Below are 13,250 nucleotides of genomic sequence, written 5' to 3'. Positions count from 1 at the left end.
AACTGTGCAGCGTCCGGATGGCCCCGTGCTGGGCTCTCTTCAATCGCGCTACGCGCTCCATCCGAGAACCCAGCACGGCAAACCGCACACCAACCGATTTTGCACGAAAACAAAATACAAGGGCGGGATGGAATCCCGCCGGGTGTGCGATGATGCATCCACCGGCGGGCGATTCTGGATTTTCTTTTACGGAGCTTCAAACATGACGACTGGCCTGACCGTTGCCCTTGCGATTTTGATTTTTGTGGTGGTGACCATTGCCAAGGGGGTGCGGCTGGTGCCGCAGGGTGAGGAGTGGATTGTCGAGCGCCTGGGCAAGTATCTGGGCACTTTGCGGCCGGGGCTGAACATTCTGATTCCCTACCTGGACAATGTGTCCTACAAGCTGGTGACCAAGGACATCATTCTGGACGTGCAGGAGCAGGAGGTGATCACGCGTGACAACGCGGTGATCCTGACCAATGCAATTGCTTTTGTGAAGGTCACCGATCCGGTAAAGGCGGTGTATGGGGTGACCGACTTTTCCGAGGCGATCCGTAACCTGATCATGACCACGCTGCGGTCGATCGTGGGCGAGATGGAGTTGGACGAGGCGCTGTCGTCGCGTGACAAGATCAAGGCGCGCCTGCGTGAGAGCATTGCCGACGAGGCGGTGGATTGGGGGCTGACGGTGAAGTCGGTGGAGATCCAGGACATCAAGCCGTCGCAGTCGATGCAGCGGGCGATGGAGTTGCAGGCCGCCGCCGAGCGCGAGCGTAAGGCGATGGTGACCAAAGCCGAGGGCGAAAAGCAGGCTGCGATTCTGGAAGCCGAAGCCCGCCTGGAGGCCGCCAAGCGCGATGCCAACGCTCAGGTGATGCTGGCCGAAGCGTCGGCCGAATCGATTCGCCGGGTGTCGTCTTCGATTGGCGATCAGACCACACCGATGCTGTATCTGCTGGGTGAGAAATACATCAGCGCGATGGAAAAACTCAGCGAATCGGGCAACGCCAAGGTTGTGGTGCTACCCGCCGATCTGCAGGAGACCCTGCGTGGCCTGGTAGGCAAGGCAGGACTCAAGGGCTGACAGGATTCACCCGGCCCTTGAATACCGTGTTCCCGCTTGATCCGAGCCTGCCAAGCACAACGGCTCGTCAATAAACACAGGGCGCGGATCTGAAGGGCCGGGTGACGACCTGGGGCGCGTAAGGCATCGCCCCCCTTCGTCATCAGACCTGGAAACGCTCGACTTTTTTCTCCAGCCCCACGGCCAGGGTTTGCAGGGTGCCGGCGGTCTGTGCGGTGTCGCGCACGGCCGCACTGTTCTCTTCGCTCATCTGGGCGATACGCTCGACGTTGCGGGCAATTTCGGCACTGGCGCTGCTTTGCTCGCGCAGGGCAAACGAGATGTCGCTGACTGCGCGCAGGACTTCTTGCGCGCCGCTGTTGATTTCGTCCATCGAGCGGCCGGCCTGGGTGGTCAATTCGGCGCCGTCACGGACGCGGGCAACGCCGTTCTGCATGGCAACGACTGCGCGCTCGGTACCTTGCTGGATGGATGAGGACATGGCGGTGATCTCTTGCGTTGCCCCTGCGGTGCGCTCGGCCAGTTTGCGCACCTCATCCGCAACCACGGCAAAGCCACGGCCACTCTCGCCCGCACGGGCAGCTTCGATGGCGGCGTTCAGGGCCAGCAGGTTGGTCTGTTCGGCAATCTGCTTGATGGCCTCGACCATGGAGCTGATATGACGCGCCTTTTCGCCCAACTCGCCCACGGCAGAGGCGGATGAATTGACCGCTTCGGCGATGCGCTCCATTTCGCCCACGGTGCGCTGCATGACCTCGCCCCCTTCACGCGAGAGCTGCCCGGATTGCTCGGCAAGCTGCTGGGCGGTACCGGCGTGGCGGGAGATCTCGTCGATGCCGACTGTCATCTGTTCGACTGCTGCTGCCATGCCGGTAGCGGCCTCGCTTTGGGTGTTGGAGCCCTCGGCAACCTGATTGGCCGCGGCGGAGACTTCGGCCGAGGCACGCCCGACCTGCACGGCGCTTTTCTGGATTTCACCGATCAGCTCTGCCACATCGTGGGCCATGGTGTTGAAACGATCCGCCACCATGCGCAGTTCGTCATGGGCGCTGAAGCTGACCCGTGCGCGGTAGTTGCCGCTGGCAAACTGCTGGGCGCCCTGCACCAGCTCGCGCACCGAACGGACAATGGAAAAATAGATGCCGCCAAACAGGTAGCCGGCAATCAGCAAGGCAGCAACGGAGACCAGCAGGCTGTTGATGACGTTGCGTTGAAACTGGTCCATGCGCTCGGCCAGCAGACGCTGCGCGGAAGGCCGCACGGTGTCACGGTAGTGTTTGAGCACGACGTCGATGGCAGCCGTGCCAATGTCGAAGAAGGCTGCCGGCGCAATAGTGAATGCGCTGCCCAGCACCTCGCTGCGCGCGGTGTCGCGCAGACGTGCGATACCCGCGTCGATTTCGGCGATCGCCGAGGTGAGCGGTGCCTGCAGGGTGGTGTTGGCCTGTGCCGCTCGACCGAGTCGGTCCTTGAGCTGTGCCTGGGTCATGGCCAGTTCGGCCAGTTGCGAGACGATGGCATGCTCGTCGGCAGTGGCCAGTTCGCCCCGGGCAATGATGCCGGTCGCCCGGCCACGCAGGCGGCCCAGACGCTCGGTGATGTCGGGGATGGCGTGCAGCATGGGGTCGATGAGGTTGTAGCTGTCGCTGACCGGGTCGAGCGCCAGATTGGAGACATTGCCGATATCGCCAATCCAGGACAGCGTCAGTTCGATGGTTTCGGTGTGGGCGCGAAAGTTGTCGGGCGCCTTCATTGACAGGCCGTCGGCCAGCAGCTTTTGCAGGCGGCTGCGGATGTCCTGCCAGCGTGCGCCAAGCGGCGCCCAGTCTGCATTGCCGGTCAGTTCGGTGTCGACCTTGGCGATGGCGTCAGCCAGCGCCTTGGCGCGGTCGGCCACGCGCGGGCGCAGGTCCTCGCTGCCGCCGAGCAGGCCGGAGGACAATCCACGGTGCTGCTGACTGATGACCAGCACCGAAAAGCTTTTGTCGAGCAGCTCCAGGCCGGCGATCTCGCGCTGGGTGAAGTCGATGTCCTTGGTCAGGCTGAAGTAGATCTGTCCCAGCAAGGCCAGCGTGCCCAACAGGCAGACCAGACAGATGGAGGCGAACTTCCACGGGTAGCGGAAGCGATCCAGCAGGCTCATGATGGGGCGGAACAGGATATCCATGTGATTCTCCCTGCCCGAGGACCGGTGTGTGGTACGCGGGCTACCAGGTGCATTGATCATGCAGTTGTCGTTGTACTGAAGGATAGCAGGCGGATTCTGGAACAAAGCCCCGATCAGAGACCATGATGGCCGTCAATTCGACTCTTGGGCTAACGAGTGCAGAGGCTCAGCGAATTCGATTCAGATCGATGGGGCATTCCCCACCTTGCTCAGGTGATACCTGGACCAGACGCCTTGCCCTCTTCGTGTACAGGACAATCACGGGGATTGAAAGCTATACACCTTTAGACATATCAAGAACCCAAATCAAATGAGCTTCCAACAACGTTTCCGCTGAACTATGATCTTGAAAACTCTTTTTAGAATAGCGCCTTAGATAAGATTCAACCGCATTTAAAAACACATCCTGCCCACTCGATCCTGCTGGAGTTTCTGCATGACCATTACGAAAAAGCTCATGATCCTCGCAGCACTTTCCATCGCTGCACTGTTGGCAGTCAGTGTGATCGGGATACGTAGCGCACAGCACAGCGAGAGCGTCATCGACCGTTTCAGCAATACCGTTTTCCCGTCGATACATTTATTGAATTCCATTCGCTCGGATCAGCAGCTACTTGCCATCACCCTGTTTCGCCATACGCTCGCAAGCGATCCTGCAGCAAAGGCATCCCTCGAATCCAGCCTGGAACAGCAGGCTGCCGCGCTCAAGCGCAACTTTGCCGCCTATGCACCCCTGGTCGGAAGCGAGGCCGAACGAAAGTTGTATGAAGCCGAAGGGGTGCTGGTCGACGAGTACGTCAGCTTGCTGACTCAGTTCATTCAGCGAGTTCGTGCAGGCGAGACCCCCCTGGATCTGAGCGGCCCCATGGGCGCCCGCCGTGCTGCGTTGGCCAAGTTGCTTGATGAGCATCTGGAACTGGACTTCAACGAAGCATCGGCCGCGTCGGCAGAAGCGATTGAGTCGGCGAGCCGGGGCGAGATACTGTCGATATGGGTTTCGGTGCTGGGGTTGGCGCTGATTGCGCTGCTAAGCGTTACCACGATTCGCGGCATTCGCCGTTCGGTCGAGCAGATCCAGGCGTCGGTGCAGGTGATCGAGACAACACAGGATCTTTCGGTCCGTATTCCGGTGCTTGGCAAGGATGAGATCGGGACGACATCGGCAGCGCTCAACCGCCTGCTCGACAAGATATCCCACAGCTTTTCACGCATGTCCGCACAAGCCAACCAGCTTGGCGCATCGTCCACGACAATGACGGGAAGCGCCTCGCAGGTTGCAGAGGCGGCGTCCTCACAAAGCGACGCCGCATCCGGCATGGCAGCAGCCATCGAGGAGGTGACGGTCAGCATCAACCACGTGAGCGACCGCTCGATGGAGGCACGCAACCTTGCACACGAATCCGGACAGTTCGCGGAACAGGGCATTCGCATCATTGGTGAGACGGTTGACGATATCAATGCCATCGCGCGCTCAGTCGCACAGGTTGCGGGACGAATCCGCGAACTGGAGGAGCATGGTGACCGGATTTCGTCGATTGTTTCGGTGATCCGGGATGTTGCCGACCAGACCAATCTGCTGGCGCTCAATGCGGCGATCGAGGCGGCCCGTGCCGGTGAGCAAGGACGCGGTTTTGCCGTAGTGGCCGACGAGGTGAGAAAGCTGGCTGAGCGCACCAGCGGATCGACATCCGAGATCGCCTCGATGGTGGCATCGGTTCGCCATCTGTCAACGGAAGCAGTGGCCCGTATGCGTGAAGCCGAGAGCATGGTGGAGAAAGGCGTCAGTCGAGCGGGCAGCGCAACAGAGGCGATCGAACGGATCAGTGCAGGTAGTGCGCGTTCCTTGACCATGGTTGATGAGATTTCCAGTGCGATTCGCGAGCAAGGCATGGCCAGCAACGTGATTGCGCAGAATGTCGAGCAGATTGCCCAGATGGCGGAGGAGTGCAGCGCCGCCGCGCAATCGAGTGCTGCCGGTGCGACGGCACTGGATCAACTGGCCAAAGAGATGCGTGCTGAAATTGCGATCTATCGCTTGTAGTCGCCGGCGGATGCGGCGGCCGTCTCACCCGAAACATCGCTTGAGTTAGAATCCGCGCTTGTGCCCCCGACCCCGGGGGCTATCCGTTTGCGGATTCGCACATGACCCACAATATCGAACTCAGCGCGCCGTTTGCGCCGCTGGTACGCCGGATCGAAGCCGAGGCGACGATCATTGGCGATCAGATCCTCAAGATCGACCATTTTCTGAACCATCGCATCGAGCCGTCCTTCATCGCCGAGATGGGCCGCGAGCTGGCCCGCCGCCTGTCGGCCTATCAGCCGTCGATGATCCTGACCGCCGAGGCCAGCGGCATTGCCCCCGGGCTGGTGGTGGCGCAAGCGTTGAACGTGCCCTTGGTGTTTGCCAAGAAGTACGCACCGCAGGTTGAATCGCCCTTTATTTCTCGGGTGATTCCGTCGCCTACCAAGGGAGGCGAAACCAAGCTGGTGCTGTCGCAGCGTTTCATTCCTGCCGGATCACGCGTGGTGATCGTGGATGACTTTCTGTCCAACGGTCGCACGGCGGTGGCGCTGGTGGAGATGGCACGCGAAGCCGGTGCGGAGGTGCTGGGTGCGGGCTTTATCGTGGAAAAGCGTTTCAAGCTGGGGCACGAACTGATCGAGGCACTGAACGTGCCAGTGGCGACACTGGCGCAGGTGCTGCGTCTGGAAGACGGCAAGGCCATCCTGATCCAACCGACCGCCTGAGCTGGAAGCCGACCTTTTTGCTTGACGCGCTCGCCGGTGGAGGGTGAGCGCGCTAAACTAGATCGAAATCACCGCGGATGGGTACCACGATGCACGATTACGAGGCGCAAGCCCAGGCTTTTTCGGAGCAGATCGAGGCCGAGCTCGAAGACGGTCGGCTGAACTTTCCGACCGCGCTGGATGTGTCGCTGCGGATCAAACGCATGGCGGACGATCCAAACTCGTCGCTCGACGATATCGCCAACGTAGTCAAGGCCGAGCCGGTGCTCAGCGCCAAGGCGGTACGCATGGCCAACGCGGTGATGCTGAACCCTTACGGCACCCAGATTGCCGACGTCGGCACCGCCGTGAAACGCATCGGTCTGGCTGCGCTGCGCTGCCTGGCGTTTGCGGTGTCGGCCGAGCAGCTGGCGCAGGATCACCGCTCCAAGCACATGCGTCTGATTGCATCGGGCCTGTGGATGCATTCGGTAGATGTGGCCTCGTGGTCGTACGCGTTTGCGCACCAGCTGCGCACGGTGGCGCCCGATCGTGCGATGTTTGCCGGCATGATGGTGGATATCGGCCAGTTTTTCCTGCTTGCGCGAGCGTCGAGCTATCCGGCCCTTGAAGAAAACCTGGAGCGTTTTGCCGAGTTCGTTGAAGTCTGGAGCGAACCGGTTGGCCGCGCCATTCTGGAGGCCTTCGAGCTACCCGAAGAGGTGCTCGATGCGTTCGAGTACGAAAACCCCTATGGCGGCGCCTGGCCCCCCGCCACACTGGGCGACATCGTGTTTGTCGCCTCGCTGGCCGCAGAATCGCCCAATCCCTTTGACTCGGTGCTGGGCGTGCAGCGCCGGCCGGAGATGCTGGAAAATTGCATTGCAGGTATCGAGGCTGACAAGTTCGAAGAACTGGTCAACCAGGCACGTGAGATGCGCCAGGCCATGCTGGCGACCGTCTGCGGTTAAGCAAACGCCACGCCCCTTCCGACCGCGGCGGGGTTGGCACCCCGCCCTACGACGGGTGAAAGGCACACGGGGTGTTTCCACGTAGAGCGGGGTGACAACCCCGCCGTTCGTTACCGACCCAGCCGTTCAGCCAACGCTGCGGCCGCATCCGCGACGGCCTGGCTGGCTTCGGGGAAGAACTTGCCCAAGGTAAAAAAGCCATGAACCATGCCGGCAACCGGACGGTGATCCACTTCGCCTCCCTCTGCCTTGACCCGCTCGACAAAGGCAACACAGTCGTCGCTGAGCGGATCGCATTCGGCAGTCATCAACAGCATGGGCGGCAAACCGGCAAGTGAGTCGGCGCGCATGGGCGAGGCGCGCCAGTCTTCGGTGTTGCCTTCGGGCAGGTAACGGGTAAAAAACCAGTCCAGCGTCTCACGATCCAGAAAGAAACCATCAGCGTAGGCGTCGCGTGAAGGTCGGTTGCTGACGATCTCGGTGCTGGGATAGACCAGCATCAAGTACTGCAGCAATGGCCCACCGGCATCACGCAGGGCGAGCGCAGTGACGATGGACAGATTGCCGCCAGCGCTGTCACCACCCAGCGCGACACGGGTGGGGTCGATGACCAGCAGATCTGCCTGTTCGACAGCCCACTCTACCGCCAGACGGGCATCGATGACGGCCGCCGGAAACGGATGCTCCGGCGCCAGGCGGTAGTCCACCGACAGCACTGCACAGCCGCTACCATTGGCCAGTTGGCGGCACAGGACGTCGTAGCTTTCGATGTCACCCACGCACCATCCACCACCATGAAAGTAGATCAGTAGTGGCAGGCTTTGCCGGGGATGAGCCTGCAGCGGCCGGTAGTAGCGGGCCAGCAATACGCTGCCATCCGGACGACCGATGGGGACTTCGGTCACAGAGGCGACAGCCGGCGCATCCGGACGAAAGGCAAATTGCAGCTTCTGGAACGAATGGCGCGCCTGGGTGGGCGACAGCTCGTGAAAGCGAGGGGCACCGACACGATAGACCATGTCGAGCAGGGAGCGGGCCTGGGCGCTGAGAGGCATGAAGGGGCGACCTGTTTGTTATGACTTGTGCAGTGCAGAATTCTAACTGCTGACGTGGCCAACGAGCACAAGCAGGTTGCGCAGAGACCGCCGCGGGCGGGATTTGCTGCGGAGAACTTGATCATGCGCAGACCGGAGCCCCGACCTTCGGCATAGAATCTTCGTGATCACTGCGACCCCATAAGAATACGAGGACACACGATGAGCAAGGCTGACGATCCCCGCAACACCTCCACCACCACCGGCACGCCCAGCCCTGCAAAGACGACAGCCGGCAAACCCTCGCCACGCAGGACGCCCGCCAAGGCGTCGGGCACAGCCCGCACGGCGGCAAAGCCTCGTCGGGCCACGGCGGGCGACACGTCTCCCGCGCTGGATGCGCTGGCGATCGAGCAGTTCGAGATCGAACAGGCGGTTGCCGCTGCGCGCGAATCCAAAGCGGTTGCAGTGGCCGACATCCTGGGCAATGCAGCCGGAGGCAAGGTGGAGGACATCGCAAGGACGCTCGAGACCATCCTCGCCGGTGCTTCGCCCGACGATGCCGCCCGCCTGCGCCAGGCCCTGCTCGAACGCACCGCGCCTGCGGTACCCCGTGCCAAGCCGGATGAGGAGTTGGCGGATGACTGGCGGGTGGGCGGTTACCCGTACAAGAACCTGATGTCGCGGCGCAACTACGAGAAGCAGAAGTACCGCCTGCAGGTCGAGTTGTTGAAGCTGCAGGCCTGGGTCAAGGAAACCGGGCAGCGCGTGGTGATTCTGTTCGAGGGGCGGGATGCGGCCGGCAAGGGTGGTACGATCAAGCGGTTCATGGAACATCTGAACCCGCGCGGCGCGCATGTGGTGGCGCTGGAAAAGCCCACCGAAACCGAGCGTGGCCAATGGTATTTTCAGCGTTACATCCAGCATCTGCCCACTGCGGGCGAGATCGCGATGTTCGACCGCTCCTGGTACAACCGGGCCGGGGTGGAAAGGGTGATGGGCTTCTGCTCGCCGGACGAATACAACGAGTTCATGCGCCAGGTGCCGGAGTTCGAGCGCAATCTGGTGCGCAGTGGCATTCACCTGATCAAGTTCTGGTTTTCGGTGAGCCGCGAGGAACAGCGCCGCCGCTTCAAGGAGCGTGAATCGCATCCGCTGAAACAGTGGAAGCTGTCACCCATCGATCTGGCCTCGCTCGACAAGTGGGACGATTACACCAAGGCCAAGGAGGCGATGTTCTTTTACACCGACACCGCCGATTCGCCGTGGACGGTGGTCAAGTCCGACTGCAAGAAGCGCGCACGCCTCAATGCGATGCGCTATGTGCTGCACAAGCTGCCCTACACCAACAAGGATCTGGACCGCATCGGCCCGCTGGACCCCTTGCTGGTCGGCCGCGCCAACGTGGTGTATGAGCGCGGGGAGAAGGATACGCCGATCCTGTAATCGTAACGATCGAAGCGCGGGGAAGCCACGCTCAGGCGCTCCCTGTCGCCATCACGGATCGCTACTGGATGAATGGGCATGAACGGCCTCGCCGGCGTGCTCATTTACCCCAATGCGTTGCATGACTCGGCTCACGCCTGATCAAAACACATCGGGTGTGCAGAAAAGCAAAAAGCCCGGAACCTTTCGGAACCGGGCTTTGCGCTTTAATCTGCTGGCGGAGAGGGTGGGATTCGAACCCACGGTACCTTGCGGTACGCCTGATTTCGAGTCAGGTACATTCGACCACTCTGCCACCTCTCCGCTCGAAGGCCGCGATTATAGACGACTCGCTAAAAAAGTACAGCCCTCTGCCAATCTTTTTAAGCCTTCGGCGACATTTCCTCGAATGCACGGATGGCTTCCGCCGCGTACATCAGTGCGGGACCGCCGCCCATATAGGTGCAGATGGCCAGTGTTTCCATCAGTTGTTCTCGGGTGACGCCGAGACGGATCAAGGCCTTGACGTGAAAACCGATACAACCATCGCAGCGCGCCGTCACCCCGATTGCCAGCGCAATCAGTTCCTTGTCGAGTGCAGACAGGGCACCCGCCTTCATCGAGGCTTTGGCCATGGCGCCAAAACCCTGCATGGTTTCAGGCGCCTCGGCGCGCAGGGTTTCCAGGGCTCGTGAGATATCGGACGTGATCTGGACAAAAGACTTCGACATACCGCCATCCATCAGTAAGTTAGAAAACATTAATGTACCAAGATGGCGCATGTGACTCCATGACCTTGATCAAACCAGGGTTCGGCGCCGCACCATTCATTCATCATCGTCAGCAGATTGCATCGGCGGCGATCCGCGCGCAGAATCCTGCGACCGCGACCGGATGACCCCTCTTGAGACGACTGCTGCTTGCCCTCCTCGCCCTGTTGCTGCTTTCTTGCGGGCAACAGGAAACAACCCGACTGGCCGATTACCGGACGCTTGGTGAGTTGCGTGTGGCGACCCGACTGGATGCAATCTCCTACCGTGAGGAAGAAGACGGCACACGTTCGGGTTTCGAACATGATCTGTTGATGGAACTGGGCAAAAAGTTGGGGGTACCGGTACGCTTCGTGGTGTATCGGGATCCGGTTCGGGCGGTTGATGCGGTACTGAACGGCGAGGTTCATCTTGCTGCGGCGGCATTGGCGCGCAACGATCGCTTTCCGCTACGCTGGTCTCCCCCCTTGCGGGAGGTGGACTTCGTGCTGGCGGGCCGTAGCGAAGGGCCTGAACTCGACCGTGAGGACGATCTGGCCGGACGCACGGTCACAGTACGGCGCGGCACGCTGGCGGCAGAAGCCCTTGAAGGCATCAACAAGCGTGTTCCCACGCTGATGGTGCATTACACACGTCGCCGCGATCAGGTCCTGCTCGACCAGGTGGCCGACGGTACGCTGGACCTGGTTGCCACCGACCGCATTCACTTTGCGCTTGCGTCGAGGATCAACCCCGATCTGACACTTGCGTATGATCTACCCCTGAAGAGCCATATTGCCTGGGCGATGCCGATCGACAGCGAAGGAGGCCTGGCCGCGGAAGTGGAGTCCTTCCTGACCGAGGCACAGGCGGAAGGGCTGATCTCACGTATGGCCGATCGCTACTTCGGCTATGTACGCCGATTGCGAGATCAGGATATCGCCACGTTTCTGGCACGCATCCAAGAGCGCCTGCCACGCTTCATCCGCCATTTTCAGGATGCGGAAGCGGCAACCGGCATCGACTGGCGCTACCTTGCCGCAATTGCCTATCAGGAGTCTCACTGGGATCCGCTGGCAACCTCGCGCACTGGCGTACGCGGCATGATGATGCTGACGACCGAGACGGCCGACAGGCTGGGTGTGCAAAACCGGCTGGATGCGCGCCAGAGCATCCTCGGCGGTGCTCGCTACCTTGCGATGCTGCAGGACCAACTGCCACAGGAAATCCCCGAGCCTGACCGACTTTGGATGGCGACCGCTGCCTACAATCTCGGCATGGGGCATTTCAACGGTGCGCGCTCGATCGCCCGACGCCTTGGGAAAGACGAAACGTCGTGGTGGGATATGAAGGCGGTGCTGCCGCTGATGTCGCGCCCCGACTACGCGTCCCGCCTGAAATCCGGCCCCGCACGCGGTGGCGAGGCCGTGGTCATGACTGAAAACGTGCGCAACTACCACGACATCCTGACCCGCATCGGGCCACTTCAGGCGCCCCTGCTGGGCACCCCGGAACTACGCCTGAGCCGGCAGGAATAGGCCTGCTGACCAAGCACGGCGGGTTTGCTGGGGATCGTATGGCGGGATGCAATCCCGCCGCGGGACGGCGGGGGATTGGCCGTTGCTGCTTACGCTTGCGGCGTGAGGACTTCAAGACCGCCCATATAGGGGCGCAGCGCCTTGGGTACCTCGACACTGCCATCGGCGCGCTGGTAGTTTTCCAGCACGGCGACCAGCGTACGGCCGACCGCGAGGCCCGAGCCGTTGAGGGTGTGCACGAGCTCGTTCTTGCCTTGGGCGTTCTTGAACCGGGCCTGCATCCGCCGCGCCTGGAAGGATTCGCAGTTGGAGCAGCTGGAGATTTCGCGATAGGTACCCTGCGCCGGCAGCCAGACCTCGAGGTCGTAGGTCTTGGCTGCAGAGAAGCCCATGTCGCCGGTGCACAGCGTGATGACGCGGTAGGGCAGCTCGAGCCTCTGCAGGATGGCTTCGGCGTGGCCGACCATTTCCTCGAGCGCAGCTTCGCTTTGATCCGGGGCGACGATCTGCACCATTTCGACCTTGTCGAACTGATGCTGGCGGATCATGCCGCGTACGTCGCGCCCGCCGCTGCCCGCTTCGGAGCGGAAGCAGGGGCTGTGTGCAGTCAGTTTGATCGGCAACGCGTCAGCAGTCAGTATCTGTTCGCGTACGGTGTTGGTCAGCGAGATCTCGGAAGTGGAGATGAGGTACTGCTCGCGCACCTCTTCGTCACCGCCACGCAGTACCCAGAACATGTCTTCCTTGAACTTGGGTAGTTGGCCCGTGCCTTCGAGCACTTCGCGATTGACGATGTAGGGGGTATAGCACTCGGTGTAGCCATGCTCACCGGTCTGGGTGTCGAGCATGAACTGGGCAAGCGCACGGTGCAGACGGGCGACCTGACCACGCATGAAGGTGAAGCGCGAACCCGAGAGTTTGGCCCCGGTGTCGAAATCCAGGCCAAGGCGCGCACCGATGTCGACGTGATCGCGGACTTCGAAATCGAAGCTGGCAGGTGCGCCCCAGCGCCGGACCTCGACGTTGCCGCTTTCGTCTTCGCCCACCGGCACGCTCTCTTGCGGCAGGTTGGGCAAGCCGGCAAGAAAGGCGTTCATTCTGTCCAGAACCACCGGCAAGGCTTGCTCGCAGGCCTTGAGCTCGTCGCCCAACTGCCCGACCTCAGCCAGCACCGCAGAGGCGTCCTCACCCTTGCCCTTGAGCATGCCGATCTGCTTGGACAGGTTGTTGCGGCGGGCCTGAAGCTCTTGCGTGCGGGTCTGCAACTGCTTGCGCTCTTCCTCCAGCGCGAGAAAGGCGGCGGTGTCGAACTGCAGGCCGCGGGTGGCGAGTCGCGCAACCACTACGTCGAGCTGGCTGCGAAGCATCTGGATATCGAGCATCGGGAAATCCTGGAGCGATGTGTATGAAGTTAAAGGACTGAATATTCGGGTCAAAACCGCGATCGCGCCAGCACCGGCAGCCGATCGCATGGCACACAATACGTCACCGTATTGGCGCAGCGCACAAATTGATTATATCAATCAATCGCTTAAGCGAAATCTTGGGGGGAAACTTTTCTTGCAATCAG

Annotated in this window: 10 protein-coding genes and 1 tRNA gene; 6 read left to right on the top strand and 5 right to left on the bottom strand. The window is 61.3% G+C overall.

Annotated elements, in window-relative coordinates; genetic code table 11:
- The first annotated feature begins 202 nt into the window (after positions 1-202).
- Positions 203-1,066 carry an SPFH domain-containing protein gene (locus tag DNK49_RS08610; RefSeq protein ID WP_110523917.1) on the top strand — a complete coding sequence of 288 codons (864 nt, stop codon included), beginning with the start codon at positions 203-205 and terminating at the stop codon, positions 1,064-1,066.
- 142 nt (positions 1,067-1,208) lie between these two features.
- On the opposite strand, the gene DNK49_RS08605 is transcribed toward DNK49_RS08610, so the two are convergent.
- On the bottom strand, positions 1,209-3,233 hold the full coding sequence (locus tag DNK49_RS08605) for a methyl-accepting chemotaxis protein (protein WP_110523916.1): 2,025 nt from the start codon (positions 3,231-3,233) through the stop codon (positions 1,209-1,211).
- A 436-nt stretch (positions 3,234-3,669) separates the two neighbouring features.
- Between DNK49_RS08605 and DNK49_RS08600 the strand changes: the two genes are divergently transcribed.
- From DNK49_RS08600 to DNK49_RS08590, 3 genes are all read left to right on the top strand, one after another.
- Positions 3,670-5,274: a methyl-accepting chemotaxis protein gene (locus DNK49_RS08600; RefSeq protein WP_110523915.1), complete on the top strand. Its 1,605-nt coding sequence runs from the start codon at positions 3,670-3,672 to the stop codon at positions 5,272-5,274.
- A 101-nt stretch (positions 5,275-5,375) separates the two neighbouring features.
- The gene (xpt, locus tag DNK49_RS08595; RefSeq protein ID WP_110523914.1) at positions 5,376-5,984 is read left to right on the top strand and encodes a xanthine phosphoribosyltransferase; all 609 of its coding nucleotides are present in this window, start codon (positions 5,376-5,378) and stop codon (positions 5,982-5,984) included.
- Between the two features lie 89 nt (positions 5,985-6,073).
- Entirely contained in the window at positions 6,074-6,934 is an 861-nt protein-coding gene (locus DNK49_RS08590) for an HDOD domain-containing protein (RefSeq protein ID WP_110523946.1), read from the top strand.
- Positions 6,935-7,044: 110 nt separating this feature from the next.
- On the opposite strand, the gene DNK49_RS08585 is transcribed toward DNK49_RS08590, so the two are convergent.
- A complete protein-coding gene (locus tag DNK49_RS08585; protein WP_110523913.1) occupies positions 7,045-7,989 on the bottom strand; it encodes an alpha/beta hydrolase in 945 nt (314 codons plus the stop codon).
- 201 nt (positions 7,990-8,190) lie between these two features.
- Between DNK49_RS08585 and ppk2 the strand changes: the two genes are divergently transcribed.
- Positions 8,191-9,414, top strand: a complete 1,224-nt coding sequence (gene ppk2, locus DNK49_RS08580) for a polyphosphate kinase 2 (RefSeq protein WP_110523912.1) — start codon at positions 8,191-8,193, stop codon at positions 9,412-9,414.
- A 215-nt stretch (positions 9,415-9,629) separates the two neighbouring features.
- Here ppk2 and DNK49_RS08575 read toward each other — a convergent pair.
- Together DNK49_RS08575 and DNK49_RS08570 are read right to left on the bottom strand one after the other, a co-directional pair.
- Positions 9,630-9,717 (bottom strand) — tRNA-Ser (locus tag DNK49_RS08575).
- A gap of 59 nt (positions 9,718-9,776) precedes the next feature.
- On the bottom strand, positions 9,777-10,124 hold the full coding sequence (locus DNK49_RS08570; protein ID WP_110523911.1) for a carboxymuconolactone decarboxylase family protein: 348 nt from the start codon (positions 10,122-10,124) through the stop codon (positions 9,777-9,779).
- Between the two features lie 173 nt (positions 10,125-10,297).
- Here DNK49_RS08570 and mltF point away from each other — a divergent pair, with 173 nt between their 5' ends.
- Positions 10,298-11,680, top strand: a complete 1,383-nt coding sequence (gene mltF / locus DNK49_RS08565; RefSeq protein WP_110523910.1) for a membrane-bound lytic murein transglycosylase MltF — start codon at positions 10,298-10,300, stop codon at positions 11,678-11,680.
- Between the two features lie 89 nt (positions 11,681-11,769).
- On the opposite strand, the gene serS is transcribed toward mltF, so the two are convergent.
- Entirely contained in the window at positions 11,770-13,062 is a 1,293-nt protein-coding gene (serS, locus tag DNK49_RS08560) for a serine--tRNA ligase (protein WP_110523909.1), read from the bottom strand.
- Positions 13,063-13,250 lie beyond the last annotated feature (188 nt).

This window comes from Parazoarcus communis SWub3 = DSM 12120 (genome assembly GCF_003226565.1).
Classification (GTDB): Bacteria; Pseudomonadota; Gammaproteobacteria; order Burkholderiales; family Rhodocyclaceae; genus Parazoarcus; species Parazoarcus communis.
The sequence above is the reverse complement of the archived record's forward strand: the minus strand, read 5'-3'. Positions and strand labels throughout refer to the sequence as shown.